Annotated in this window: 30 protein-coding genes and 1 pseudogene; 25 read left to right on the forward strand and 6 right to left on the reverse strand. The window is 34.5% G+C overall.

Annotated elements, in window-relative coordinates; translation table 11 throughout:
- The first annotated feature begins 368 nt into the window (after nt 1-368).
- Together AB3U99_RS04910 and AB3U99_RS04915 are read left to right on the forward strand one after the other, a co-directional pair.
- On the forward strand, nt 369-1,229 hold the full coding sequence (locus AB3U99_RS04910; protein ID WP_400245931.1) for a hypothetical protein: 861 nt from the start codon (nt 369-371) through the stop codon (nt 1,227-1,229).
- The gene (locus tag AB3U99_RS04915; protein ID WP_400245933.1) at nt 1,222-2,718 is read left to right on the forward strand and encodes a hypothetical protein; all 1,497 of its coding nucleotides are present in this window, start codon (nt 1,222-1,224) and stop codon (nt 2,716-2,718) included. Before AB3U99_RS04910 ends, AB3U99_RS04915 begins: the two co-directional genes overlap by 8 nt.
- Nucleotides 2,719-2,863: 145 nt before the next feature.
- On the opposite strand, the gene AB3U99_RS04920 is transcribed toward AB3U99_RS04915, so the two are convergent.
- The 4 genes from AB3U99_RS04920 to AB3U99_RS04935 all read right to left on the reverse strand — a co-directional run bounded on the left by AB3U99_RS04920 (nt 2,864) and on the right by AB3U99_RS04935 (nt 5,583).
- Nucleotides 2,864-4,345 (reverse strand): recombinase family protein, encoded by a 1,482-nt coding sequence (locus AB3U99_RS04920; RefSeq protein WP_400245935.1) that lies wholly within the window; start codon nt 4,343-4,345, stop codon nt 2,864-2,866.
- On the reverse strand, nt 4,342-4,512 hold the full coding sequence (locus AB3U99_RS04925; RefSeq protein WP_400245937.1) for a hypothetical protein: 171 nt from the start codon (nt 4,510-4,512) through the stop codon (nt 4,342-4,344). Before AB3U99_RS04925 ends, AB3U99_RS04920 begins: the two co-directional genes overlap by 4 nt.
- Entirely contained in the window at nt 4,505-4,780 is a 276-nt protein-coding gene (locus tag AB3U99_RS04930; protein WP_400245939.1) for a recombinase family protein, read from the reverse strand. The genes AB3U99_RS04925 and AB3U99_RS04930 overlap by 8 nt, the downstream gene beginning before the upstream one ends.
- Nucleotides 4,781-5,139: 359 nt before the next feature.
- A complete protein-coding gene (locus tag AB3U99_RS04935; protein WP_400245941.1) occupies nt 5,140-5,583 on the reverse strand; it encodes a recombinase family protein in 444 nt (147 codons plus the stop codon).
- 699 nt (nt 5,584-6,282) lie between these two features.
- Between AB3U99_RS04935 and AB3U99_RS04940 the strand changes: the two genes are divergently transcribed.
- Complete coding sequence (locus AB3U99_RS04940; RefSeq protein ID WP_400245943.1) at nt 6,283-6,486, forward strand: DUF2325 domain-containing protein; 204 nt, start codon at nt 6,283-6,285, stop codon at nt 6,484-6,486.
- A gap of 71 nt (nt 6,487-6,557) precedes the next feature.
- Nucleotides 6,558-6,875, forward strand: coding sequence for a hypothetical protein (locus tag AB3U99_RS04945; protein ID WP_400245944.1), 318 nt, complete (start codon nt 6,558-6,560; stop codon nt 6,873-6,875).
- Nucleotides 6,876-7,671: 796 nt separating this feature from the next.
- On the opposite strand, the gene AB3U99_RS04950 is transcribed toward AB3U99_RS04945, so the two are convergent.
- Nucleotides 7,672-7,824: a competence protein CoiA family protein gene (locus AB3U99_RS04950; protein WP_400245946.1), complete on the reverse strand. Its 153-nt coding sequence runs from the start codon at nt 7,822-7,824 to the stop codon at nt 7,672-7,674.
- A gap of 392 nt (nt 7,825-8,216) precedes the next feature.
- On the opposite strand from AB3U99_RS04950, the gene AB3U99_RS04955 reads away from it, so the two are divergent.
- From AB3U99_RS04955 to AB3U99_RS05030, 16 genes and pseudogenes are all read left to right on the forward strand, one after another.
- Nucleotides 8,217-8,360 carry a hypothetical protein gene (locus AB3U99_RS04955; protein ID WP_400245948.1) on the forward strand — a complete coding sequence of 48 codons (144 nt, stop codon included), beginning with the start codon at nt 8,217-8,219 and terminating at the stop codon, nt 8,358-8,360.
- Nucleotides 8,361-8,489: 129 nt separating this feature from the next.
- Entirely contained in the window at nt 8,490-8,627 is a 138-nt protein-coding gene (locus tag AB3U99_RS04960) for a hypothetical protein (protein ID WP_400245950.1), read from the forward strand.
- Between the two features lie 142 nt (nt 8,628-8,769).
- A complete protein-coding gene (locus AB3U99_RS04965; RefSeq protein ID WP_400245952.1) occupies nt 8,770-9,603 on the forward strand; it encodes a TIR domain-containing protein in 834 nt (277 codons plus the stop codon).
- A 566-nt stretch (nt 9,604-10,169) separates the two neighbouring features.
- The gene (locus tag AB3U99_RS04970; RefSeq protein ID WP_400245954.1) at nt 10,170-10,736 is read left to right on the forward strand and encodes a toll/interleukin-1 receptor domain-containing protein; all 567 of its coding nucleotides are present in this window, start codon (nt 10,170-10,172) and stop codon (nt 10,734-10,736) included.
- Nucleotides 10,737-10,755: 19 nt separating this feature from the next.
- Entirely contained in the window at nt 10,756-11,313 is a 558-nt protein-coding gene (locus tag AB3U99_RS04975; protein ID WP_400245956.1) for a TIR domain-containing protein, read from the forward strand.
- A gap of 22 nt (nt 11,314-11,335) precedes the next feature.
- Nucleotides 11,336-13,387, forward strand: a complete 2,052-nt coding sequence (locus tag AB3U99_RS04980; protein WP_400245958.1) for a TIR domain-containing protein — start codon at nt 11,336-11,338, stop codon at nt 13,385-13,387.
- A 113-nt stretch (nt 13,388-13,500) separates the two neighbouring features.
- Complete coding sequence (locus AB3U99_RS04985) at nt 13,501-14,253, forward strand: hypothetical protein (RefSeq protein WP_400245960.1); 753 nt, start codon at nt 13,501-13,503, stop codon at nt 14,251-14,253.
- A 2-nt stretch (nt 14,254-14,255) separates the two neighbouring features.
- Entirely contained in the window at nt 14,256-14,876 is a 621-nt protein-coding gene (locus AB3U99_RS04990) for a TIR domain-containing protein (protein ID WP_400245961.1), read from the forward strand.
- 285 nt (nt 14,877-15,161) lie between these two features.
- Nucleotides 15,162-15,692, forward strand: a complete 531-nt coding sequence (locus tag AB3U99_RS04995) for a DUF6431 domain-containing protein (RefSeq protein ID WP_400245963.1) — start codon at nt 15,162-15,164, stop codon at nt 15,690-15,692.
- 134 nt (nt 15,693-15,826) lie between these two features.
- A complete protein-coding gene (locus AB3U99_RS05000) occupies nt 15,827-17,089 on the forward strand; it encodes a DDE-type integrase/transposase/recombinase (protein ID WP_400242241.1) in 1,263 nt (420 codons plus the stop codon).
- Nucleotides 17,082-17,885, forward strand: coding sequence for an ExeA family protein (locus AB3U99_RS05005; protein WP_400243044.1), 804 nt, complete (start codon nt 17,082-17,084; stop codon nt 17,883-17,885). Before AB3U99_RS05000 ends, AB3U99_RS05005 begins: the two co-directional genes overlap by 8 nt.
- Nucleotides 17,882-18,139: a DUF5348 domain-containing protein gene (locus tag AB3U99_RS05010; RefSeq protein ID WP_400242245.1), complete on the forward strand. Its 258-nt coding sequence runs from the start codon at nt 17,882-17,884 to the stop codon at nt 18,137-18,139. The genes AB3U99_RS05005 and AB3U99_RS05010 overlap by 4 nt, the downstream gene beginning before the upstream one ends.
- Before the next feature lie 235 nt (nt 18,140-18,374).
- A complete protein-coding gene (locus AB3U99_RS05015; RefSeq protein ID WP_400245965.1) occupies nt 18,375-18,980 on the forward strand; it encodes a hypothetical protein in 606 nt (201 codons plus the stop codon).
- Between the two features lie 485 nt (nt 18,981-19,465).
- Nucleotides 19,466-19,702, forward strand: coding sequence for a hypothetical protein (locus AB3U99_RS05020; protein WP_400245967.1), 237 nt, complete (start codon nt 19,466-19,468; stop codon nt 19,700-19,702).
- 188 nt (nt 19,703-19,890) lie between these two features.
- Entirely contained in the window at nt 19,891-20,739 is an 849-nt protein-coding gene (locus AB3U99_RS05025) for a hypothetical protein (RefSeq protein WP_400245969.1), read from the forward strand.
- Nucleotides 20,740-20,996: 257 nt separating this feature from the next.
- Nucleotides 20,997-21,287: pseudogene (locus tag AB3U99_RS05030) on the forward strand (DUF4372 domain-containing protein); the annotation flags it as partial.
- Nucleotides 21,288-21,582: 295 nt separating this feature from the next.
- On the opposite strand, the gene AB3U99_RS05035 reads toward AB3U99_RS05030, so the two are convergent.
- Nucleotides 21,583-21,894 (reverse strand): hypothetical protein, encoded by a 312-nt coding sequence (locus AB3U99_RS05035; protein WP_400245971.1) that lies wholly within the window; start codon nt 21,892-21,894, stop codon nt 21,583-21,585.
- A 374-nt stretch (nt 21,895-22,268) separates the two neighbouring features.
- Here AB3U99_RS05035 and AB3U99_RS05040 point away from each other — a divergent pair, with 374 nt between their 5' ends.
- The 5 genes from AB3U99_RS05040 to AB3U99_RS05060 all read left to right on the forward strand — a co-directional run bounded on the left by AB3U99_RS05040 (nt 22,269) and on the right by AB3U99_RS05060 (nt 25,047).
- On the forward strand, nt 22,269-22,391 hold the full coding sequence (locus AB3U99_RS05040; RefSeq protein WP_400247963.1) for a zinc-binding dehydrogenase: 123 nt from the start codon (nt 22,269-22,271) through the stop codon (nt 22,389-22,391).
- A 167-nt stretch (nt 22,392-22,558) separates the two neighbouring features.
- On the forward strand, nt 22,559-22,897 hold the full coding sequence (locus AB3U99_RS05045) for a PadR family transcriptional regulator (protein WP_400245973.1): 339 nt from the start codon (nt 22,559-22,561) through the stop codon (nt 22,895-22,897).
- Between the two features lies 1 nt (nt 22,898).
- Nucleotides 22,899-23,240 (forward strand): DUF1048 domain-containing protein, encoded by a 342-nt coding sequence (locus tag AB3U99_RS05050; RefSeq protein WP_400245975.1) that lies wholly within the window; start codon nt 22,899-22,901, stop codon nt 23,238-23,240.
- Nucleotides 23,241-23,535: 295 nt separating this feature from the next.
- On the forward strand, nt 23,536-24,297 hold the full coding sequence (locus tag AB3U99_RS05055; RefSeq protein ID WP_400245977.1) for an ABC transporter ATP-binding protein: 762 nt from the start codon (nt 23,536-23,538) through the stop codon (nt 24,295-24,297).
- Nucleotides 24,298-25,047, forward strand: coding sequence for an ABC transporter permease (locus AB3U99_RS05060; protein WP_400245979.1), 750 nt, complete (start codon nt 24,298-24,300; stop codon nt 25,045-25,047).
- Nucleotides 25,048-25,304: the final 257 nt, after the last annotated feature.

Below are 25,304 nucleotides of genomic sequence, written 5' to 3' on the forward strand. Positions count from 1 at the left end.
TACAAAATATTAATGAATTTCCAAGAAAATAACAAGATCTACAGTGCTAAACGATCCTTTAGACAAGTTAATGGTTTACTGACAACACAAGGAAAAAAATATCAAAAAAACCATTTTTATAGTTTTGTCTATTTTTGTCGAAGCTATTTGAATGTCAGTAAAAACTAGTATAATAGTACTGGTTTGGATAAATAGTCGGTTCTGATCAACTTTTGAAGATTTAGATAGGTAAATCCCTTATTAACAAACTACTAAAAATTATCAGGCTGTTTATAATTACTATACTTTTAAAACTGTACAGAACTTCGTAAAAAATATCCAAATGGGGTAGATTCAAATCACACAGCACTATGAGGGAAGGTAATCACATGTTCAATGCAAAGTTAAGAAAAAATGCAATCGACAATTATAATGCAGCGGTTGAACGTTATGAAAAAGTCGCCAATGATTTAGGTGAAAATACGAATGTTCTTTATAAAGAGCGTGAAAAAGCTTTAAAACTTGTTAAATTAATAGAAGAACGAATAAATAAATTAGCAAACACTCCAAAGGAATTCAAAGTAACACTTAAAAAAATTGAAATTGAAGTGGAAAATTTTAAGACAAAACAACAAGAAATTAAAAAGGCAGAAGTTGAAGCAAAAGCAGCTGCTGGAGGTTCTGGAGCGGGTGCAACTTTAAGTGCTCTTGGAGTTGCTGTAGCGACAATGGGTCCGACAGCAGCAATGGGCATTGCCACTACTTTTGGTGTTGCATCAACAGGTACTGCTATCTCTACTTTATCAGGAGCCGCTGCGACTAATGCTGCATTGGCATGGCTTGGTGGTGGTGCATTAGCAGCTGGTGGTGGTGGAATGAGTGCAGGTAGTGCATTCCTCGCACTAGCAGGACCAGTAGGTTGGACAATTGCTGGTGTTATGCTTGCAGGTTCGGTTGGTTCAGGCTTGTTTGCCAGTCATAAAAACAAAAAAACTGCGAATAAGCTAATTGCTGAGAGAGAAAATCTCGAGAAAATAATTAGAAAATTTAACAATATGAACTCTGAAGTCAAGGCATTGATGGAAACTACCAACACTCAAATTACTGGAGTATCTAAGGCAGAGAAAGCTTTGATTGGAAGTGATTATAGTCAATTCTCCAAAGATGAAAAACTACAAGCTGGATTGCTTGTGAATTCAACTTTAACTTTGGCACAACTAGTCAATAAGGAGCTAAAATTAGATGCTTAGTGAACAGTCTATTGATAATAATGTTGAACAAGGGATTGCTTCATATGTCGATTATTTAAATAATATCCGATTAACAGATCTGATGAATACATTAGAATCAATTCTTACTAGTGAAACAGATAAATTATCAGACTTAGCTACTAAATCAGCAAATGCATTATCAAATCTAGATTGGGCGAAAACAGAAATCGATAATCTTATCAATATTAATCGTGGTGGAGATACTGGAGTACATGGTTTTATTTCAGAGTTTGCTGAAACGGGTATAAGAAATGCAAGAGATGTTTATCAAGGACTACAGAAAAGTGTAGTCCTATTAAATGATAATGGACCTGCAGATATTCTACTTCAAGGCAAAGAAGTGCAAATGAAGTTTTATGCCAATATCTTAGAAGAGATTAAGCAAGCATCCAATTATGATAAAATGAGTATGATTTTTCCAAAAGACCATGTGGAAGTCATAGAAAAAATTATGAGCGGAGCAAAATCTGTAGAATTTAATGGAAATATCTTGTCTAACTCCCAAATCAATAATATTAGAAAAGCCATTGAGGATGAGAGTGCTCTGCGTGGCGTTACTTATGATAAATGGTTGGAATCATCAGTTCTTGAATATAAAGATGTTCAAAAAGGAACAATTGACCAAACGTTATCAGGGGAAGTAAATGACATAAATAAGCAAACTGCTCAACAAAAATCTGATATTAAAAAAGAAGCGGATAGCGATAGATTAAGCGCCCAACAAGAAGCACAACCAAGTTTCGGAGAAGCATCTAAAGTTGCTGGAATAGGTGCAGCAGTACAAGGTGGGTTTAATCTAGGGATCTTTGTCTATCAAAAGCATAAAGATGGAAAAGAAGTCTGGGATTTTGATATTGAAGATTGGAAAGAGTGTGGAGTCAGTACAGCTAAAGGTGCTATTAAAGGTGGAATTTCTGGATATGCAATATATGGATTAACCAACGTTTGTCACCTTGCTGCACCAAGTGCTGGTGCAATTACTTCAGGAACTTTTGGGTTAAGTAATGCCATTGTCAAATATAGAAAAGGTGATGTTGATAGAGATGGATTTATTGATTTAGTAACACTAAATGCCATTGATGCAACAGGGGCTGCTATTGGTGCTGCTATAGGACAAGCAGTAATACCAATTCCAGTTGTTGGTGCTTTGGTTGGCTCAATCGTTGCAACCACAGCACTAAGCCTTGGAAAAGGTGTCCTAAGCAAACACGAAATAGAAGTTATTAATCTTTATCAAGAAAAAATGAATGCATTTGTTGATAAATTGGACAAAGAATACCAAGTAAAACTAGATGAGCTTTTGAATAAATATCATAAACTCGGGGAATTGCAGCAATACTCGTTTGACTTCAATATCAATGTTCAGCTAAGATTTGTTTCTTCTATTAATTTAGCGAAGTCAGTAGGAGTACCAGAGAAAAGTATTCTCAAAAATGAAGATGAAATTGATGAATACTTTCTATGTTGATTTGTTCCCGCAAACGACCATCAATAAAAATGGGGCATAAAAATTTAATTTTGATAGCTATCCTGACCTCTCAAGGCACGTTGAGGTAGTATCGCAGATGATTTTAAAAAATGAAGCAGGCTCCCTATAAGGGGAAATCCCGCTTCTATTCAAATGTTGGGGCGGCAAATCGGTAATGAATCACCGGTGTGCCGTCTTCTTTTACATCGATTCGATTGATGAGTCGATGTAAAATTTCGGGTGTTAATTCATCAAAGTTTAGAAATTGAAGAAGCTCTTGTTTTAGCTTATCGATATTATCCATGACTTGCTCACTTTCAAGCATCGAGATCATTTCATTTTTCTTTTCTGTAAGCTGAGAGAGTTCGTTATTGTTATCCTCCACCATTTCTAAATACTCATCATGATTAATTTTTTCATCGGCAAGCATATTGATGAATTTCTTTTTTCGAACTTTTAGAACATCCATTTGCTTATTAAGTTTTTCAAGCTTTTGTTGAATATCCTTCTTTGACTTCTTTGATTTTTCCTCAAGTTCTTTCAGATATTGTTCTTTATCAATTTCTTGAACAAGTTTTTGGATATCATATAAAATCGTTTCTTTGAGAAAATCCTCTTTAATCGTGTGGGCGCTGCAAGCCTTTTTACCGTGACGAGCATAATTGCCGCAAATGTAACCATTTGGTCTATTACTTCTATACCACATGCCCTTTCCGCAATCTGCACAAAAAAGGATGTTTGTAAATAAATGAAGTTTCGGAGCAGTAATGAATTTCTTTCGCTGCTTCATCAAATTTTGAACTGCTTCAAACATATCGCGTGAAATGATGGGTTCATGGGTATTGTCAATGGTATACATATCATCTTTATCTTGTTTCTTCCGTTTTTTGCTTGTGACACTTACGGTGGTTGTGCGCCCTTGAACTAAATCCCCTACGTAATGAGGATTTGTGAGAATGAGCTTGATTGTGGAATCATTCCACTTGTCACTCGCATTTTTCTTCCCTGCAACATCAGCGGGTGTTTTGATTCCTTCATTGTAAAGCCGTCGTGCGATACTTTCACGACCACTTCCTTCAAGATACTCCTTGTAAATTCGTCGCACAATTTCAGGTGTCTCATCATGACGGATATAAAGCTTCCCCTCTCTAACCTCATACCCATATGGAGGATTTGAACCTTTAAATAAGCCTTTTTTTGCACGTGTTTTCAAGGTTTCTTTCACACGATTGCTGGTGTTTTGAGACTCTTGTTCATACATCCAAGCATATAGCCCAAACATATTGGTATTTCCAGTAAGCGTGTTAATCGCATTATCTAGTGTAATAATGTGAATACCTTGGTTTTCGCAAAGGTTTTTGATTTTGTATGATAACTCCCCATTCCGAGCAAGCCGCGATAACTCTTTAGCTAAGATGATATCGAACTTTTTGTCTTGTGCGTCTTCAATCATTCGTTGGAGATTTTTTCTTTTTGCTGTTGTTCCGGATTGAACATCTACGTAAAATTCGTAGATGTCCCATCCTTTTTCTTCAATGAATTTGTAAAACAATTCTTTTTGATATTTCAGTGAGGCTTTTTGTTCTTCTTTATCAGTTGATACTCGAATATAAATTGCACATCTCATGAAGCATCTTGCTCCTTATCGTTTGATTGAGATGTAGCAGTGTTCACCTTGTTAGCAGTATTGACAAGTTCCTCAATTTTATTATCAATAATTGCTTTGATGACTTGGGCAAATGCCAACTTAGGATCTGTATATATACGTTCGACTGAATGAGGTTTTTTACCCATAGTGAGCAGCCTCCAATCGAACGTTGGGTATAACCAATTTTACGTTGTATTTTTCCAATTCACTTACAACGGCTGCAAGTTCACCAGTTTTTCGTGAGAAACATGAAAGTGAATGAGTGATAATGATATCTACTTTTTGGTTGCGGACTTGGTTTAGTAAATGGTTTAGAGATTGTCGTTGTCCAACGCCGCTGTCAATATCCAGAAAGATAATAGGTTCCAATCCGCTTTCCTTTGCATATACCTCTAAGTGATGAAGGGGTGCCATATTATTTGAATGATTTTACGATAATAGATTGCTACTCTAGGTTGTTTTTTCATGATTGTTTGTTCCCTTTCAATTTTTGTATTTTTTGTTTAATTTTCTTTGAAGCTAATTCAGCAAAATAATTTGAATGCTTTCTATAGTCTTTTAAAAAGTTAGTTAGTATTACCCCATACCTTAATTTCGCTGGATCATTAACTCTTGAATAAATGATAATTACCGGCTTGAGAACATTTTTCATAAATGATTTCTTCTCCTTTCTAAAAATAAAAAACCGCAGAATTACATAGCCCACTTTTTCAATAAGTGGCTAAGTAACCTCTGCGGTTTTCGCTTGTTGTTGGGTTACAATGTTTTTTTTATTACTTAATCTGTTCTTCTAACAGACGTTTCTTCTTACCATATTTGATTCGCTGACTCAGGGTTTGAGTATCATGTTCAATTATCCAAGCATAAAGACTAATTAAATCTACATTTCCTTGCTGAGTATTGATGGAACCATCTAACGTTATAATTTGAATTTCCTCCATCTCACAAAGCTTTTTCATACTAGTCGATAGTTTAGGATTCCGTAATAATCGTGATGTGTCTGTCGAAAGAATAACATCAAATTTACTATTTTGGGCATCTTCAATCATTGTCCGTAGATTTTTGTGATTATTGGGACCTGATCCAATATCAATATATGAATTATATAACTGCCAATTCCGTTCTGTAATAAACTGTTCAAGTCGCTCGGTTTGTGTTTTTAAGTGGTAATCTTGATTGTTTTTGCTTGCGGTTCGGATATAAATTGCACATTTCATAATAGATATTTCTCCTTTAAGTTTATTAAATTGAGTAAACCATAATTGTCTAACGTAATTAATAGCTCTTCATTTTCCCCCTTTAACTTTTTTAAATTAATAATTGGTCAACCGGAATACATTGTATCTTCGTATTTTCATATTCGAAGACTTTTTCTTAAAAAAATATGATTATTTCTTTGTGGTTTTACTTTCAAGGTATTACTCTTGGCTACAAGCGTTAATCATCTTACTCTTAAGAAATTAAAATTCTTATAGGTCTAAAGACTTATTTTTCTTATCGAATCTTAAAATAAAATTATGATTGTGAGTTAAACTTACAATTTCTTAAAAGAGAAATTTAATTCCCTTTTAAATGATATGGGATTAAGCAATTACAGGGTTACATCCAGAGGAAAATTAAGAAAACTTGAGTCAATCCTCCAGTGCAATCAAAACAGAGAAGGAAATAGACGAACACAAAGTATTAGTAGAATGACAAGAGTAACACCAAACGATGTAAAATTGTTAGCTGATTTATTAAAGAGCAAACAACAACAGATAACTACTTATTTAAGAGTATTAAAAGAATTAAAAATTTTAATATGGGGTGATCAATTAATATGAAGAAAATTGCTATTATTGGCGGTGATAATCAAAATGGATATAACACAAAAATAAAAAGCATTTGACTGTGAAGTTAAATACCATAATTGAAGGATGAAACGAACAGGTACTAAAAATTTCTTTGGGAATTTATTAAAGGATGTCGATTGTGTTATATTTATACTATCAGCTGTATCTCACGGAACGATGTATGCAGTCAAAGAAGTTGCTGCTGATTTGGGTATTAAAGTTGTCTATCAACGAAGTAAAGGAATATCTGGTGTATTACAAGCTGTCCACGATAATGTGGCTTTTTAATAAAATTAAAATAAAAGGAACTTTAAATACCTTTTTCTGATAATGTAAATTCATTTTTAGGAGTTGTTACTGTGGAGAATATTGAGATAAAGGCAAGTAGAGCTAGCATGGAAATAAGTGATCGTTTAAGAGGTGAAATGCAGTCTTATCAATATCATGAGGTTGCTAGTAGAATCTTTACCGCAAAATTCCTTTTAACAAATAAAAATCATTCACTAAAAATTCCAGCTGATACAACTTGGGAAAGAATCAGTTTATCTAATTATGGAATAGGACAACAAATTGATTCTTTATTTTATGAGATTGCTAAAGTCAACAAATCGGATCTCCAAATATTAAATAATTTTCCATTAGCCCAAATCGGTGATCAAAAGGTAAGGTCACAGTGACACCTCGAATAATCTTGTTTCACAGGAATGTTTCACGGGAGGATAAGCGTCAAAGTATGTCCTGAAGAAATTCTAAACGTTGGTGCCTGTCAACATTTTTCAAAGGTTCATTCGACAAACAATCGAAACATTTATCGCACTTTAACGCCGACCATTATTTGGACTGTCAGTACCAAAATCAAAAGATTCATTTTGTTAAAATAAGGGAGCAGGTACCCATATTGTTGGATACCTGCTTTTTCATTGAGTGTTTTTAAATTCTTTAACATGTTGTCTCCATCAGTATCCTGGATAATAAGGAGTTGGATAAGGTAAGGTCACAGTGACACCTCGAATAATCTTGTTTCACAGGAATGTTTCACGGGAGGATAAGCGTCAAAGTATGTCCTGAAGAAATTCTAAACGTTGGTGACAGGCACCATTTTTCAAACCGTTAATCTTTTCATTATATTCATTTGAATTTCCTCTTCCTATATTTTACAATTTAAGCATACTAAATAATATATTGCATGTAAACTATTTTTTCAAAAAATTTACACTAATCTATCTTATTTAAATTCAAATCTATTTCACTACTAAATGCTTAAGCAATAGACTCTATTTCTGATACATCTTGTTAGAAAAAATATAAAGAGCTATCACTTTAATTCTCCACTGTCAATGTATTCCATATTTATGTAAAATTTATTATTACTAGCATTGAAGACATGTTTTAACTATTTCAGTTTATCGCATTCACAAAATCTAACTCTCTATCAGTCTTCGACAAATTCCGAGGCGTCACTGTGACCACACATTAATGAATGCGCTTTAGTCCTCCGCGAAAGAAAACTTTCTTCTGACAGTTAGGGCAATAAAGTTCTTTTGCTTCTGATAGTGTTCTTAAATTTAACTTATCTTCATGAAATGCAAATTGTTTCTCTCCATTTTGATCAATCGCTACAAACATTTTCTCACCTCGTTTAGCTAGGAAAAGTACTTATCTTACAATTTGTATAAAACAATACTGTTTTTTATTTCATTTACCTAAATGTATTACATATATTTCCATGGGTGTATTTTAAGTATAAAATAAGTTGTGATGATTGAACAAGATAATGAAGAGGAAAGTAAGAATAGAAGAAGGGTATATAAAAATCTATTAACACCAAAAAATTTGTGGAGACAGCATATGACTATAATTGAAATAACACCGATTATTTGAAGTTCTAATATTTAATAATAACTATATATAGTAATATTAAAAAATGACAACACCATATATTGTGTTTAAGCCTAATAGAATGATATAATGAAATCAGGGGAATATTTATCCAAAAAAAATAGAAAGGGGAGTTGGGAATGGTGAAAAGTTTTAGTAAAGCAAAATTAAATAGTGAAATTCGTCGTGCCGAGAACAAAATAAAAGCTGAATTAAATAAGGCTGAACGCGAAATCAATAGAGAAATTAGTAAGTTTCAAAGACAAATAAAAAAGGGATTCTAATGTGCGGCAACACATAGAAACCCAGTTGAAATAATTTTATAGATTTATCATAAACGTATTCAATTAGAAAAAAAAGAGTATATATGTTCTAATTTCTCCTACCTTAATAATTTATTGGAGTGAAGTTAAATGGCTAAATCTAGTTCTAGAAAAACATCAAGTGCAAAACTAGCTACAAAAGCTTCCAAAGTACTTAAAAGCAAACGTTCAAGTAAAGTTGCAAGGTCTTTGGCAGGTAGTGTATTAGCTCAGGCAAAATCTAAATAAGAAGTTTATTTTTTAACAAGAGAGCATGTTTTGAAATTAAAACATGCTCTTATTGGTAAAAGAAAGCAATAATCAGACGCTTAACATTAAAGAAAAAACTAAAGAGCCTAAATAAATTTTTATAAAGGATGAAGCTCATATTATGACAAGTATATCGTTACTGGAGTCAAAAGTAAAAAGGCTACGCTCAGATATAAGTAGATTAGAAGGTAAACGGGCAGGTGTAGTAAAGGAAGAGAGTATCTCAATTAAGAAAATAAACAATGCAAACTCTGCTTTACAAAGAACAAAGAATTCTTCCACAATTTCCTCAAAATTAAAAGAAATTGACCGTGAAAATATAAAAATTCAAAGAGCTAAGGGAGAACAGGCAAAGTTGATGTCTGACATAGCAAAAAAGACCACAGAGTTAAATAAGACATTAACTGAACTAAGTAAAACTCAGCAAAAAGAAGCTGGAAAAATATATGCTCAACAGGAAAAAAAGGTTAACGAATTATATGCCCAACAAAAATCTAGTTTGGAACTACTAACTTCTTCGCAAAATAATGGATTAGAATATAATATAGAATATGATGTTTTTATATCTCATTCAGCAGATGATAAGGACAGTTATGTTTCAGAATTGGCGGAAGAGTTAAAAGCAGCTGGTGTTACAATTTGGTACGATACTGACAGTATTGGCTGGGGGCAAAGTATTAGAAAAGAAATCGATAAAGGACTAGCTAACTCCAAATATGGGATAGTAGTTATTTCCTCAAGTTTTATCGAGAAATATTGGACTAATTATGAACTCGATGGAATTTTAAATAAAGAAGGTTCAACTGGAAATCAAATGATACTTCCAATTTGGCACAATGTTACAGCAGACCAAGTGAAAAAATACAGTTATTCATTAGCGGGTAAATTAGCCCTTAACTCAGCTATTAATACATTTGAGGATATTGTCGAAAATGTAAAAAAACTTATAAAATAATAACATGAGGTGGCTACAATTAAATTTGTTAAGGAAGTTATATTGTTAATACTATAGTTAGCTGGATCTTGTGAAACTAGTATTTAGAACTTTAACTAAATTACCAAATTTAATAAAGGCATGTTTTGAATATGGAATTCAAAACATGCCTTTATTTATTTAGGATAACTATTAACTGGTGAAATTTTATTTAATTATTATCCAGAAACTACATGTGCAATATTCTCATTGACCATAGCATCTTATTTTCATAAAAATAATCTTCAAAATGAGAAAAATGTAAATATTCTTTATTGGACCGAGAATTTCTTCAAGATATGCTTTAAATGATTTAGGAGTTAATCCAACAAGATATGGAATCACTGGGTCGTTAGTTACACTCAATAAAAAAGTTGAGTTCAAATTAAAATGGGTAAATATCGCTCGCTTTTTCAAAATAAGAACTCACCTCCATTGATTAGTATAATTAAGTAATTGATTATCTAGATATTTCCAAATAACTGAAAGGTGGTATAATAAAAGGAATTGATTCTTTATAACTATGAATAGGAAATCGGGGGGATTTTATGAGAGGAATTAATTTGGCCAATCCCAATAATTTAGTACAAAAGAGTATATTCGCTAGTAGTAATAGTAATGCAAATGCTATTTGTATTTTTTTGTCTCATATAAGTGAAGATAAAGATGCAGTTGTCAAAATAGGAAATTATATTCAGGATGCGGGGTATAATATTTACTTAGACATTTATGATGAAGCGTTAAATCAAGCAGTCAAAAGTGGAAATCCTGATGCTATTACAAAAAGTATAGAAAAAGGTTTAGAGTATTCTTCACATGTAATGTGTATTGTATCAGAAGAAACTGTGAAATCTTGGTGGGTACCATATGAAATTGGATTTGGCAAACGATCAAGGAAACCTCTATCAACATTAACATTAAAAAATACTATTACCATACCATCTTATTTGGAGATTACTTATTTAATTAGAGGTACAGCGGGACTAAATGAATATTTAATGAGTTTAAGTAAACAAAGTACTTTATTAAATAAGTCAGTATCAAATTTTGTGGAATTAAATAAACATTCTATTGCAGTTCATCCATTAGATGCTTATTTAGATTGGCAAAAATAACTTTAGGGGAGGGCATAATATGTTTTTTGGGAATATAGTTAACAAAACTTCTAGGCATAAAACATTTATTAGTTATTACCATAAAGATGATCAGTTTTATAAAAATGAGTTTGAAAATCGCTTTGGGCATATTTTTATAAATAAGTCAGTTTCTAATGGAGAAATAGATACTGACTTGAGTACCAATTATATAAAAAGGCTTATTCAAAAAGAATATATTACAGATACATCAGTATTGGTTGTACTAATTGGTCCTAATACACGTTGCCGTAAACATGTAGATTGGGAAATATCAGCTGCATTAAATAAAAAAGTAGGAGGATATTCAGGGCTAATTGGAATACTATTACCTGAATTTCCACTGACATCAGAAGGAAAATATTATTATGAAGACATCCCACCTAGATTAGCAGATAATATAGAAAGTGGTTATGCAAATATTTATACATGGGATTGGGTATGTGCAAGTGAATCAAGAATTAAAAAAGCAGTGGACGATGCATTTCAGAATCGTATATCTAAATTAGAAAGAATCAATAATTCTTTAAAACAGTTTCAGCGAAATCGTTGTGAGTAGTTACTATAATAGGAGGTATATCGTGCAAACACAGAAAAGGTATCAACCAAGTTTAAAAATCTATGTAATGTGGCATCCAAATTATAAAGAAGGTCAAATGTATGCGGATCAGATATATGCAAATTTTGGACGAGAAATTCAGAATGATATAATATATCGAAGACCCGGTATTCCTGTATATTTTAATAATGATATTGATAAAGTAATAGATTTGAATGAGGCTAAACATATTGCTATTTTAGTTTTGATTGATGATGAAATGGTCGTTGATTCTAAATGGAATAATTATTTAGTGGATTTGTGGAATGAATTTAAAAGTAGGAAGGATGGAATGCATCGTATCTACCCAATATCTATTTCCAAGAATGCGTTCCAGCTTGAAGAGATAAGTTCTATAAATTATATAAGACTACATGAAATAGATAGTGAAGAAAAAAAATTGAAAAAACTTTTAGGGAATGCAACGCATGAGATTTGTAGGTTACTACTTAGTCGTCCAAGAATCTCCACAGAAACAGAGTTAAGTACGGCTCCCGTTTCGTTATTTTTAAGTCACGCAAAAAAAGATGGTTCAGAGCTAGCCAAAGCAATTAAAAATTATATTCATCAAGAAACCCCTCTAAAAACTTTTTTTGATGCCACAGACATTGCATCAGGGTACTCCTTTTCAAGTGAAATAAATCAAAGTATAAAAATAAAAGAAACTGCCCTTCTTGTTCTTCAGACGGATACCTATTCGTCTCGTGATTGGTGTCGGAAAGAAGTAATTCAAGCCAAACTTTCAAACATTCCTATCGTTGTAGTTAACCTAATAACAACTGGTGAAGAAAGAAGTTTTCCCTATTTAGGAAACGTACCGACTGTGCGTTGGGATGGTTCAATAGAAATGATACAGGATATAATCAATATAACTTTAACTGAGATTTTACGAGATTTATATACAAAATTACATTTAGAAAGCTTAACAAACATTTATGAAGTATCGGATAGAGTACATACATTAGCACATCATCCTGAGTTGATGAGCTTTGTTAAAATTATCGAAGAAGAAGGGGATAAAGATTTATTGACAGTTTTATATCCTGATCCACCTCTTGGATACGAAGAGCTTGCTTTACTAACGTCAATCAAGCCCAATTTTAAATTTCTAACACCAACAATGCTGCCCATACTGCGTTATGCAGAACAAGAAGCATCTAGCGACCAATTAGAAATATTGAAAAATACTAAGGTAGGTTTATCAATTTCGAATTCTTCTGATTTGATGAGTTATGGGTTAAACAATATGCACTTGGAAGATGCATTTGTAGAATTTTCTCGATATCTTCTAGTTAATGGAGCAAAGTTGTTGTATGGTGGAGATTTAAGACAAGGAGGATTTACAGAAATATTATATAATCTAGTTCGAAATTATTTTCCTGAAGAGGTACAATCTGCTCACAAGATTGATAATTATCAAGCATGGCCAATATATCTAAACGTAACAACATCCATCCGTGCCGAATTAAATAAGGTTGTAAATTTTAAAATGATAGATTCACCTGAAAATTCACAAGTGGATCCACGTGAATTTTTACCACCAAATTGTAAAGAAAATAGAGTAATTTGGGCAAATAGTTTAACGAAAATGCGAGAAGAAATGAACAACGACCTTGATGCTAGGGTATTAATTGGTGGTGCAGTTCAAAATTATAAAGGTAAATATCCGGGACTTTTGGAAGAAGCATACATAGCCCTCCGTGATGGAAAGCCTCTTTATTTGTTAGGTGGTTTTGGAGGTTGTACAAAGGCTGTTATTGAAGCTTTATTGGGAAATAAACCAAGAGAGCTAACTGGAGATTTTCAAATGAGTAATCGTGAGTATTCTGAAATGGTTCAAGAATATAACTCTAAAAGTATAGATGATGAATCCATAGATTATGATAAGGTTCTAAATTTTTTAAAGGAAAAGGGAATCAGCAGTTTGAATAATGGCCTTTCTGAAGATGAAAATTTAATTTTGTTTAATAGTCCTCATATACCAGAAATGATATCTTTGGTTTTAAAAGGGTTGGCAAAAATCGCAAATGAATAGGAGTGATATATTAATTTGAATTATTAATGCAGTAGTAGTTTTAATTAAGTAAAAGCATTCCGGCCACTTTAAAAATCATGATATTAGTTACAAAAATGAAACGAGGTATATAGTTGAATAGAAAAAGAGTTTTTAATCCATTGTATCTTTTTTGTATAATACTGTTAATTTTATTTCTTTACGTTGTCGTATGGTTAGATTTAAGTTCCTTGAGTAGTAACCGTATATTAGTCAATGTAAAAACACTTTCAACATTATTATTAGGTTTTCTACCTATGTTGTTATTGGTAATTATAATATTTGGGCTTTTAACCAATAAATGGGCTATAAAAATTGAAAAAGTAAGTTTAGGAGGTTTCAATGTTCTATTTGATAATCCGGTTAGTTTGTATAAAAGATCTGTCCGTTCTTTTTTAGATACAAAGCGAGCTTTATTTTATATAGATTTTGACAGAGATAATTTTGATGAGACATTATCCTCCTATTATAAGACATATGAGTTTTTTAGAAATGAAATAAAAATATTGGAAAACAAAAAAGAGAGAGGCCGTCGGACCCATAAAGAGCAAGAAGAACTATATAGTAAAACAAATGAAATATTACAGGTACTCAATGAGTTTTTGACATCACATCAAAATAACTATCGAAGATGGTATAAACACATTTCTGAAAAAAATGAACTTGAAAGAATTGATGGATCAGGTGATTTATTAGAATTTTATTTGACTCCTATACATGAGGTACAAAAGCATTATTATCGATATGAAGAGATTTGCAAAGGGTTTAATGAAATAAACAATTATTTTAGATCTGACGTAAACAGCTATTTTCATGTGAATCTTCAAAAGTGGGAAAGGGTTGATTAAAGTTGCATAAGACATTTATTAGTTACCACCATGATAATGATCAAGATTTAAAAGATCAAATTATTGAAGGTTTTGGGGGTGAGGACTTTATAGATAAATCTGTTCATGACGGAGATATAGATACAGATAATTCAGAAGAGACAATAATGAGGAAAATAAGAGAAGAATATTTATCAGATTCAACTGTTACATTGGTTATTATTGGACAAGAGACTGCCCTACGACCATTCGTGAATTCTGAAATACAAGCATCACTTTGGGGGAATAATCCAAATGGGCTTTTAGCTGTAGTAAGAGATGAAGTTTATGATTTAATGTATAAATCGGGTACTTGTACTTCACCTAGTTGTAATTGCGGTATAAAACTAAGAAATACAACTAGCTTCTATAAAATTTATACTCCTGATTTAGTTTATGAGAATAGAATTTATGAGGGGAATGAAGCTCATTATAATGATTCGCAAGTATATTGTTCATTAATGCGCTTTTCAACTTTTATTAAAGATCCGGAAAAATATATTAATGAAGCTTTTGATAAAAGGGACTCCGGGTTTAAAATAAAGAAAAAATTAAAATCCGATACTCCTAAGATTGAAACTAAAAATAAAATTACTATGCTATAATGGACTATGATTTAAGTTACATATAACCTTATAAGAACCTTATGATAGTATGCAACTTTACATATCAAAATTTCTGTAATTTGACAACAATCAACACTCAAAACATGTAGATAATAAAAAAGAAGGTTAGATATTCGCCTTCTGTTGAAGTGATAATTTTAATATGAATACTAGTAATATTGTAAACTGTCACTTTATATCCTCTCAAATTCCTCCGGAATTGTTTATATACTTCTCTAGAATAATGTGCTAAATTTTTTGCATATTAGAAGGGGGAGTTTTTTTATGATCAAATTTCATGATTTTGGTATCAGCTTAGTGGAGTATGAAAAAAGAGGAAAAAAGAATGGATTTCCTTTGTTTGATGTATGTCCAAACTGCAAATGTCATGCCCATGGGAATCTTCATCGTAACGGCTATTACTGGCGATATGGAATAACTGATGAGACAACCGTACGTATCCCAATTTGTCGCCTAAGATGTTTACAGTGTGGAGTGAATATCTCTATCCTTCCAGACTTTCTTATCCCTTATTTTCAACATACTATTCATACAATTATAGAACGAGTGATGAAAATTCTTCAAAGGAAAAAAGCGAAAGGCAGCCGACAATTATTGAGGTTCCATCTTAATCGTTACTTAAAATGTATTAATTGGATTCACAGCTTCTTTATCAGCTTGGGGAAGAAAAGTGGCATGTCAGAGGATATAAATAGAGAAGCCACAAAATATATGAAAATGATCCTTGATTTTGGCGAATCACCCTTCTTACGAAGGTCACGGGGTCACTTATCAAAATACTTTATGGCAAATTAATTCTATCATATTTGGGTGAATTTAAAAATGTTCTTTGTCCCACATACCTTTTTCATAGTCAGAAAATATCGAAAAAAGTAGAATAATAACCATGGATGACCGGTCATCCTTCTATGAAAAAGGAGGAAGATTCCATGAATGAAAAAGAGCGTGAAAAAGTGGCCTTATTTCGGTATGGCTTAATAGCCCCCCTCTTGAATGGACAAGTTGACCCGAAAGAATATTTAAAAGGATTAGAGGGTAAGGTTCATTCTGTCCCTCATTATGGAGAAAGGAAAATTGCAGAGAAAACAATGAAAGAGTGGCTGCTTCATTATCGAAGAAATGGGTTTGAGGCACTAAAGCCGAAAAAGCGCATGGATAGAGGGAATTCTCGACGGCTGTCCCCTGATGACCAAGATCTTGTTCTTGAAATACGAAAAAAATCTCCCCATATGCCGGTTAGTGTTTTCTACGAACAACTAATCGAGCGTGGAGAGATACAAAAAAATCAAATATCTTACTCTACTATAATTCGATTATTAAAAAAACACAACCTTGTAGGAAAGCAAATTTTAGCGACTCCAGAAAGAAAACGTTTCGCTCACGACAAGGTGAACGTATTGTGGCAGGCCGATTTATCTCATGGGCCATTTGTGCCCATCAATGGAAAAAAGACAAAGACCTTTTTAATTGCCTACATTGACGATTGTTCTCGCCTTGTGCCGTACGCGCAATTCTTTTCGTCAGAGAAGTTTGATGGATTAAGAGAAGTCACGAAAGAAGCTTTAATTCGAAGGGGAAAACCGACCATCATTTATGCGGATAATGGCAAGATTTATAGATCTGAAACGCTTCAATATGCTTGTGCTCAGCTTGGGATTACCTTAGCTCATACGCAGCCGTATGATCCCCGTGCGAAAGGGAAAATAGAAAGGCTATTTAAAACGATTCAAACACGGTTTTATCCATTATTACAAGCGGAGCCAGCCAAGTCATTAGAAGAGCTGAATGAGAGGTTTTGGCGATGGCTTGAGGAAAATTATCATCGAAGAGTTCATGCCTCTTTAGAGGGTAAAACGCCTCATGAGGTGTTCCACTCTCAACTAAAGGATATAACATTTTTGGAGGATTTGTCTATTCTTGAAACAATCTTTTTGAAAAGAGAGCAACGGAAGGTAAAGGCTGATAGTACGATAACCTTAAATAAGCAACTCTACGAGGTACCTTCACGTTTTATCGGTTATTCCATCGATGTGAGGCTAGACGAAAAAGGTGTCTATATCTTTGAGAATGATAAGAAAGTGGCTGAAGCAGTTCCGGTATCCATGAAGGATAATGCGCATGTAAAACGGGCTCGCTCTCCATTTTCATTATCTCAAACAGCTGAATTGAAAGGGGAACAAGATCATGTATAAATCTTTTTACTCTTTAGCTCAAGCACCATTTTCGAAGGATATACGGCCAGCGGATGCGTTTCCCTCCACTGATTATCAAGGGGCTTTAAATGCATTAAATTATTTACAAAAATCAAAGGGAATGGGTCTCCTTATTGGGGATCCAGGCGCAGGCAAAACCTTTACCTTGCGGTCCTTCAAGGAGTCACTAAACCCTTCTTTATATCATCTAATCTACTTTCCCCTTTCAACTGGTGGTGTCATGGATTTTTACCGGGGGTTAGTATACGGCTTAGGGGAGGAACCGAAGTTCCGTAAAGTTGATCTTTTTAGGCAAATTCAACATGGAATCGAGCGAATGGCTGGGGAACGGAAGATCACACCCGTTTTCATTTTAGATGAAATGCATATGGCCAAAGATGCCTTTTTGCAAGATATCGCACTATTATTTAACTTTCAAATGGACTCAACTAATCCGTTTATCCTGGTTTTAGCTGGCCTACCGCACTTAAAGACTCGCTTAGCGTTAAATCATCATCGGCCACTATCACAGAGAATGATTATGAAATATGAGATTCAACCATTATCGAAAGAGGAAGTATCCAATTATATACATCATCATATGAAGCTAGCAGGATCGAAAATGCCTATCTTTACAGAAACCGCTATAGAAGCTATTGCTTTACGTTCTCAGGGTTGGCCGCGTGTTATTAATACATTAACGATTAATAGTTTATTATTTGGATCTCAGCTTAATAAGGAACAGATTGATGAGGAAATTGTTAGGTTAGCTATAGAGGATAATGGCTTGTCATGAAGCGTGGGATATTAGTATTTGACCATTATCAGCAAGAATGGAGAGCGTGGTTAGGACAACAGTCCTTTTGGGTAGAGCAAGGCCAGTCATTTGAACTGAGAATCCAAACCAGATATTTAAAGGCAACCTTGGAAAAGGACTTTGATTGGTTCATAACTCTTGAAAGTGAAGTAAGGTTCGTTCTCCACACTCACGAGGTGTATAAAATCCGGATAAAAAGACAGGATTATATGCCAGTTCATGCCCCTTTTTAGGGGTTTTCTTTTACCAAATTTAAGCTGAAATTAATTGAAAAAGATTCTGCACATTCCGAAATATAGTGAAAAAAATAGCACATTATTTCAGATTTTCTCCCGGATTAAAGTGGAAAAGAGTATCTGGAATATTATGCTCGTTTACATTAACCGAATGGCAAAATCCCTCGTAAATAAAAGAACGTTACAAAGTTCTGGAACATCGTTTGCGGCTGGTTTACCTGGTGGGTGGGCTATGGCTGCCACAATTCCTGCCGACACTCTTCAATTTTTCGGAGTAGCTTTACGTTTATCTCAAGAACTAGCTTATATGTTTGGATACAGGGACTTTTGGGATGATGATGAACTAGACTTGGAGCGAGTGAGAAGTGAATTGATTTTATTCCTTGGTGTTATGTTTGGTGTAGGGGGGGCTGCTTCGACCTTAAAAGTGGTTTCTTCCAAAATGGCACAACAGGCATTAAAAAAGCTACCTCAAAAAGCATTAACTAAAACATTCTACTATCCTATAGTTAAGAAAATAGCAACTCTTATTGGGGTTAAGATGACAAAAGATATATTTGCAAAAGGGGTCTCTAAAGTAATTCCTGTTGTTGGAGGAGTAGTTTCTGGTGGTCTAACTTATACATCAATGACTAAAATGGGAAACCGTTTAAGAAATACAATGTATGATTCTTTAAACTACTCAACACAAGAATTTCAAAAGGATACGAATGAAATTAAGAGAGAAATGTCAGACATCATTGACATAGAATTTGAAGAGATAGAGGATCAGATTATAGACCAGTCAGATAAAGATAACGATCAAGATAAAGATAACGATCAACATAAACACGAATAACCATCAGCTATCTAAGTGTCCCAAATAAAAATTTCCGTTTCTTAGATATTATCATCGGTCTTTAAATAATAGTTACGTTCCAATTCCGTAGGTTTTTTTCGGTACTTTTCCTGGAAGACCTTCGGATTTTTTATTTCCAAAATCGTATAAAATCCCATCACAAATCAATCTCCATTTCAATCAGTTTCCAATCCATATCTATTTGTTTCTCTCATTTCTAGGCCTCTCCATTCCTTGTCCAATAAGGTTTCAGGCTTCATCCAATTCCTTTTCAGTTGTTTTCCACACGCAATAGAGTCGAGTGATTCCAGGAGTTTTACTAGTTTTTTCGTTAGTTTTTCAGGCGAAAGGTAAATCAGGAAGTCATTCGGAATCCCTCTACTCTGGAACGTAATTTTTTTCTCGAAAACAGTGAAAAATCGTTACAAATCCGAGTGAAAATGCGGAAAAAGCTGGAATGTAATTTTTTTATAAGAGAGAATGGAATGGGAAGTAAAAGGGGCGTGAATACTGAAGGAACGATTATAATGAATAGATATAGTATTGCTAATACAACAAAGGCAGTAAGGGAAAAACTTGTTGCTAATGCTGAAGCGATTAATTCATTGGGAGCTGAACCATTGACGAAAGATAATCGGTCTTTACTTAAAAAGTACGTTGGTGGGATAATTGAACTCGATGATTTACGAAAAATGATAATTGATAAATATAAAAAGCATTAATAAAAGGCATTCGTTAAGCTAATAGAAAGAGATGCTGGAAGAGTCTTTGATTTATATTGATATAATCTTGCAGAAATTGATACAATTTAATTATTATCCATGTTTGAGTGCTTAGGGTGTGCAAAACTGGAAAACGGAATATCCGTTTATTTTAATTAAGTTCAGTTATTGCAGAAACGGAGGTAAAAATGTTTATAGACACAAATTCCCGTGAAGCAATGTTGCAGGGAATCTGTAATTATTTTCGTATTACAACGAAAGAAGTTTCGGTTCTTTTTGACAAGGCAGGAAAAGAATCACGGAAAGAATCCTATTTAGATGGCGATATATTCAATAACATTATTAATGATTTCATTAATGCAAAGATGCCTAATACTCCTGTAGATCAAGTTTTGTTTTTTCATTTAGGTCGAAGATTGAACTCTAATATGAGCGATTACACTGGCAAAAATCTCTATGACTTATTATCAATAGAAAACGAAACTACAAAATTTTTAAAAAACCACGGAGTTGAATTTTTTCCCATTGAAGGTCGTTTGGAACTGGTATATAAAGGGGAAATAGTATCCTTATTGGATTCGTATAAAGAAAATGTCCCATACTTAAGATGGAGGTTGGGGCATAACGTAAATCGTATTGACTATTGCTTTAATGGTTTTATGTTGAAAGATTTATTGTATAAAAATCATTATGCACGGGATCTGTTTAATACATCTGAACTTATTAGTGTGTTAGCACAATTCTTGAACCGAAGGGATATTGTAGTTGACTACTATGAAAATAGCACTTATTATTGTTTTGAATATTGTTGTCCATTAAAAAAAATACTTTTTGATAGCAATGAGAATTTATCATTTGAGGGGAAGCAAAGGTATTTGTTGAACCGAATTTTACAAAGGCTATATGATTACTCTGTGACAGAACTTCCTTATATGTTCGACCATGATAATCCAATAATTAGATTAAAGGATAATGATACTATGGATGGTGAATATTTTATTTCAATTGAAGAAATCACCAAAGAAATGCTTATGTAATGCTTATTAAGTTCCTTAATCGCCGGGTTTTTAACGTCAGTAATTCAGGGTCGCTTATAGGATTATCATTCTGTTCCATTTTTAAATAAAAGGCTCTGTTGAATTTTAATGTTGATAAATAGCACTAGTGTCGCACTAAAATAATTCAACACAAATTTTAAAACTGAATTTTCTGCAACTTAATTTTTCCATAAAAAAATCCTTTATAATGGTTGGGAGGTAGTAACCTATCCAAATCCAAAATAAAGGACTTACGCATGGATAAGTTTACACGAAAAACATCATTTGAACAATGGCTTTCACCGCTTAATCAGACATTATTAGAAGAACAGGTGAAAACACATCAATTAAATTACTATACAAAGAAGCTTTATATGGTTTCCTTTTTGAAACTACTTTTGTATGCGCAGCTCCATGAGACCGAGAGTTTACGGGCTTTGAGTGACGCTGTATTTTCAGACGATTTGCAATGTGCTACAGGGTTGAACTCGATTAGCTTCTCCCAATTAGGAAGACGAATCAATACAATTCCAACTGAGTTCTTTAAAGGTAAGGTCACAGTGACACCTCGAATAATCTTGTTTCACAGGAATGTTTCACGGGAGGATAAGCGTCAAAGTATGTCCTGAAGAAATTCTAAACGTTGGTGCCTGTCAACATTTTTCAAAGGTTCATTCGACAAACAATCGAAACATTTATAGCACTTAAACGCCGACCATTATTTGGACTGTCAGTACCAAAATCAAAAGATTCATTTTGTTAAAATAAGGGAGCAGGTCCCCATATTGTTGGGTACCTGCTTTTTCATTGAGTGTTTTTAAATTCTTTAACGTGCTGCTTCCATCAGTATCCTGGATAATAAGGAGTTGTATATGATGGATACGGGGATGGATAAGGATACGGATATGGGTAAGGAGCAGGTACTGGGTACGGAGCTGGTGTTGCCGCCGTGCCAAGTGCTAATCCTGTAAGAGTACCTAATGCAAATCCTCCTCCTGGATTATATCCACCTTGATGATGCCAGTTTCCACCGTGTCCCCAATTTGGATGTCCGCCGCCATGATGGTGCCAAGTAGCGTGACCACCATTGCCTCCTGATGCATGACCTCCACCGCCATGATGTGATCTCATACCTGTTTGATTAAAATTCATCATTGTTTTGGGCCCCTTTCCTGTAAATCTCTATATCATATGCCTATACTTTCAAAATGGATATAACATAGTTGGTAAAAAAATAACCTCACCCTCATTTAGGGAATGGGATGTTTTCCAAGTAGTTTTTCAAAGTCGGTATCAGCGTAAAAAGACAGTTATCTATTTAAGGTGCCAAGTATAGAAAATAGCTCAAATAAATAGAAAAAAGCCACCGTTTTCATTGTAAGATTGGAAGTACCTATCACAGCACTTCCAATCTTACTACCCTTCCCAAGGAGATGAAAACGATGGCATATTCATATTTTGAAAAAAGAAATTTATCAACTTCCTGCAAAGGCCAAATCAACAAGATTTAGTTTTCATCAATGGGCTAAATAGAAGAAGGGAAAGTAAAGCCAGTAACGGATAGAAGCTATTCTCTAAAGGAGGTTTCAAAAGCTCTTCAATATTTTGAAAAAGGGCATGCACAGGGAAAAGTGATGATAACTATGGAATAGGTAGAATAGTTTTCGGGGATAAAGGGGCTATCCCTTTGTCCCTTGACAATCTAATCTATTCAGTGTTACTATATACCGGTAGTTAGTATTACTTCATATCTGCAACACATACTACCTACGGAATAGAGTATAACTAAATATAGTGACTTATAAATGGGGTTGAAAATATGGAAAATATTACAGAGATGCTGAAAGGAGTGCTTGAGGGCTGTGTGCTTGAGATCATCAGTCGTGGGGAAACTTACGGATATGAAATCACGCAACAGCTGCGAGAACTTGGTTTCACGGATGTAGTGGAAGGAACAGTTTATACGATTACGATGCGACTGGAAAAAAATAATTTGGTGGATATCGAGAAAAAGCCATCTAATATGGGACCGCCAAGAAAATTTTATACTCTAAACGCAGCTGGCCAAGAGCAACTTAAAATGTTTTGGAGAAAATGGGAATTTGTATCAAGCAAAATTAATGAACTTAAAACAAAAAATCAAACGGGGATGATGTAATATGAGTATTTTTGAAAAGATTATTGGCAGTCTGAAAGATAAGCGTGAATGGAAGGCGATGGAGGCACGTGCGAAGGCACTTCCAAGTGAGTACAGCAATGCTTACAAAGCTATCCAAAAATATATGTGGGCTGCTGGTGGTGGTCCCACTGACTGGAAGGACAGCAGTCGCATTTTTAACGGCATTCTCGATCTTTTCGAGGAAGGAGCGGCGGAAGGAAAAAAAGTCACTGACCTTACGGGCGAGGATGTGGCAGCTTTTTGCGACGAGCTAGTGAAAGATGAGCAAACTTGGAAGGATAAGTATCGCAAGAAGTTGAACGATACCATTGGTCGTGGATAATGGCCCGATCTTAGTGAATGTTACCCTAGTAGCGATGCTAACGACGCAAACTTGAAAATTTTGTTTGAGTTTGCTCCACATGAAGTTCGTGAATGAGAGCATCAAGAAACGATTAATCAAGAATAAACTAAATAGCTAATATGGACTGAATAGTTATTACCAAAGTGAATTACCACCTTAACTATTCAGTTATATTTTCAACTAGGTAGTAAGTGATACAGAATATCAGTCAGACTAAGTAGGTGGGTGTAGGAATCAAGTTTAGCCAGGTGCTTTTTATAAGGAGGAAAAACATATGAGTAATGTAGCTATTTCTGTAAAAGGATTAAAGAAATCCTTTAAAGACAAGGAAGTATTAAAGGGAGTAGATTTTGAGGTGCAGCGTGGTGAAATTTTTGCATTGCTAGGTTCAAATGGAGCGGGTAAGACGACGATGGTCAACATCCTCTCAACGTTGATGAAACCTACTGATGGAGAAGTAAGTATATGCGGATTTGACATACAGCGTCAATCAGATAATGTTCGTCAGAGCATTAGCGTGACAGGGCAGTTTGCAGCATTAGATGGCATGCTTACTGGTCGTGAAAATCTGATAATGACCGCCAAATTATGGGGTGTTTCCAATCCGGTTCAAGAAGCTGACAACCTGCTTGAAAGATTCAGCTTGACCGATGCTGCACGCCGGCGGGCGGACCAGTATTCCGGTGGAATGAAGCGTCGGCTTGACATCGCCATGAGCTTAATCGGGACGCCGTCAGTAATTTTTCTCGATGAACCGACGACAGGGCTTGATCCTGAGGCGCGGATGGAAGTCTGGCACACAGTCAAGGAGCTTGCGGGCGGGGGCACGACCATCTTGCTAACGACTCAGTATCTGGAGGAAGCGGAACAGCTAGCAGACCGTATCGCTATCCTACATGGCGGAAAAATCATTACTACTGGTACGCTTACCGAACTTAAAGAGATGTTCCCACCGGCAAAAGTGGAGTATATCGAGAAGCAGCCGACGTTGGAGGAAATTTTCCTCGCAATTATTGGCAAAAAGGAGGAGATATAAATGAAAAGCAAATCATGGGTATTACTAGGGCGTTTAATGCGCAATATTATGCGAAGCCCAGATACGATAATTACAGTGGCGATTACGCCAATTATGATGATGCTTCTGTTCGTCTATGTATTTGGTGGGGCCATAGAGATCGGCACGGACAACTACGTGAATTATTTATTGCCGGGAATTCTGCTGATGGCAATCGCATCTGGTGTTGCTTACACTTCTCTACGGCTGTTTACGGATGTAAAGAGCGGACTGATGGCACGTTTTGTTACGATGCCTATTAAACGCTCGTCGGTATTGTGGGCTCACGTGTTGACTTCGATTATTTCCAATATGCTTACTGTCGTGGTCGTTATCCTTGTCGCATTATTGTTGGGCTTTCGTTCCAATGCTGATATTCTGGATTGGCTTGCTGTAGCTGGGATACTTGGACTATTTACACTAGCACTGACATGGCTAGCAGTCATTCCTGGATTAAGAGCGGGATCTATGGAAGGAGCTACAGCTTACTCATACCCACTGATGTTCCTACCGTTTATCAGTTCAGCCTTTGTCCCCACTGAAACGATGCCTAAGATTGTCCGTGCATTCGCTGAGAACCAGCCTGTGACTTCAATTGTGGATGCCATTCGTGCTCTCTTGTATGAAGGAACTGTTGGCAATGATATTTGGATAGCTCTTGCCTGGTGTATCGGTATCATGGTTATTGCTTATTTCTTCGCTAGTAAAGCATTTAAACATCAGTTTGGGTAAGTAACTTGTTAAAGGTGATAGGGCGGCTTCGATCCCTTATCCCAATTAACAAGTACAGGAAGAATAATAATCTTAAGAACTATGGATTACATTCAAGATTGAAATGTGATTCATAGTTTTTGGCGTTTAAGAAAGAAGTTTTTTCATTACATTAAAAAATAATGAGGGGGAAAAGGAGTATATAGTTAAATGAAAGAAGTGGTTATGCCAAACATAATTTGTGGTATAACTACCATGAAAACATATATTATTTTTTA

The sequence above is a fragment of the Niallia tiangongensis genome (genome assembly GCF_044704065.1).
GTDB lineage: Bacteria > Bacillota > Bacilli > Bacillales > Cytobacillaceae > Niallia > Niallia tiangongensis.